Origin of the sequence: Vibrio sonorensis, assembly GCF_001854765.1 — a bacterium.
GTDB lineage: Bacteria > Pseudomonadota > Gammaproteobacteria > Enterobacterales > Vibrionaceae > Vibrio > Vibrio sonorensis.
Genome location: NZ_LJJE01000043.1, coordinates 1 through 2,367, shown reverse-complemented (window position 1 = coordinate 2,367; position 2,367 = coordinate 1). Strand labels below are relative to the sequence as shown.

The window sequence follows — 2,367 nt, the reverse complement described above, 5'->3', positions numbered from 1 at the left end:
CAAAACCCCTTGGGTGTTGTATGGTTAAGCCTCACGGGCAATTAGTACAGGTTAGCTCAACGCCTCACAACGCTTACACACCCTGCCTATCAACGTCGTAGTCTACGACAACCCTTTAGGATACTTAAAGTATCAGGGAGAACTCATCTCAGGGCTCGCTTCCCGCTTAGATGCTTTCAGCGGTTATCGATTCCGAACTTAGCTACCGGGCAATGCCATTGGCATGACAACCCGAACACCAGAGGTTCGTCCACTCCGGTCCTCTCGTACTAGGAGCAGCCCCCTTCAATTCTCCAACGCCCACGGCAGATAGGGACCGAACTGTCTCACGACGTTCTAAACCCAGCTCGCGTACCACTTTAAATGGCGAACAGCCATACCCTTGGGACCGACTTCAGCCCCAGGATGTGATGAGCCGACATCGAGGTGCCAAACACCGCCGTCGATATGAACTCTTGGGCGGTATCAGCCTGTTATCCCCGGAGTACCTTTTATCCGTTGAGCGATGGCCCTTCCATTCAGAACCACCGGATCACTATGACCTGCTTTCGCACCTGCTCGAACCGTCATTCTCGCAGTTAAGCGGCTTATGCCATTGCACTAACCTCACGATGTCCAACCGTGATTAGCCCACCTTCGTGCTCCTCCGTTACTCTTTGGGAGGAGACCGCCCCAGTCAAACTACCCACCAGGCACTGTCCTCACCCCGGATGACGGGGCTAAGTTAGAACATCAAACATACAAGGGTGGTATTTCAAGGTCGGCTCCACACTATCTGGCGACAGTGTTTCAAAGCCTCCCACCTATCCTACACATGTAGCTCAATGTTCAGTGCCAAGCTGTAGTAAAGGTTCACGGGGTCTTTCCGTCTAGCCGCGGGTACACTGCATCTTCACAGCGATTTCAATTTCACTGAGTCTCGGGTGGAGACAGCGTGGCCATCATTACGCCATTCGTGCAGGTCGGAACTTACCCGACAAGGAATTTCGCTACCTTAGGACCGTTATAGTTACGGCCGCCGTTTACCGGGGCTTCGATCAAGAGCTTCGCGCAAGCGCTAACCCCATCAATTAACCTTCCGGCACCGGGCAGGCGTCACACCGTATACGTCATCTTACGATTTTGCACAGTGCTGTGTTTTTAATAAACAGTTGCAGCCACCTGGTATCTGCGACTCTCAATAGCTCCATCCGCAAGGGACTTCACCGTCAAGAGCGTACCTTCTCCCGAAGTTACGGTACCATTTTGCCTAGTTCCTTCACCCGAGTTCTCTCAAGCGCCTTGGTATTCTCTACCCGACCACCTGTGTCGGTTTGGGGTACGATTCCTTACAATCTGAAGCTTAGAGGCTTTTCCTGGAAGCATGGCATCAATGACTTCACTACCGTAGTAGCTCGACATCGTGTCTCAGCCTTGAAGAGAGCCGGATTTACCTAACTCTCAAGCCTACGCACTTGAACCTGGACAACCGTCGCCAGGCCCACCTAGCCTTCTCCGTCCCCCCATCGCAATTGTAAGAAGTACGGGAATATTAACCCGTTTCCCATCGACTACGCTTTTCAGCCTCGCCTTAGGGGTCGACTTACCCTGCCCCGATTAACGTTGGACAGGAACCCTTGGTCTTCCGGCGAGGGGGTTTTTCACCCCCTTTATCGTTACTCATGTCAGCATTCGCACTTCTGATACCTCCAGCAAGCTTTACAACTCACCTTCAACGGCTTACAGAACGCTCCCCTACCCAATACCTAAAAGGCATTGCCGCAGCTTCGGTTTATAGCTTAGCCCCGTTACATCTTCCGCGCAGGCCGACTCGACTAGTGAGCTATTACGCTTTCTTTAAATGATGGCTGCTTCTAAGCCAACATCCTAGCTGTCTAAGCCTTCCCACATCGTTTCCCACTTAGCTATAATTTGGGACCTTAGCTGGCGGTCTGGGTTGTTTCCCTCTCCACGACGGACGTTAGCACCCGCCGTGTGTCTCCCGGATAGTACTTACTGGTATTCGGAGTTTGCAAAGGGTTGGTAAGTCGGGATGACCCCCTAGCCTTAACAGTGCTCTACCCCCAGTAGTATTCGTCCGAGGCGCTACCTAAATAGCTTTCGGGGAGAACCAGCTATCTCCAGGTTTGATTGGCCTTTCACCCCTAGCCACAAGTCATCCGCTAATTTTTCAACATTAGTCGGTTCGGTCCTCCAGTTGATGTTACTCAACCTTCAACCTGCCCATGGCTAGATCACCTGGTTTCGGGTCTATATCCAGAGACTGAGCGCCCAGTTAAGACTCGGTTTCCCTACGGCTCCCCTAAATGGTTAACCTTGCCACTGAATATAAGTCGCTGACCCATTATACAAAAGGTACGCAGTCAC

Annotated in this window: 1 rRNA gene; it reads right to left on the bottom strand. The window is 52.0% G+C overall.

Annotation, left to right across the window (positions count from 1 at the left end):
* Positions 1 to 20 precede the first annotated feature (20 nt).
* Positions 21 to 2,367, bottom strand: a 23S ribosomal RNA gene (locus tag BLO31_RS08640); the annotation flags it as partial.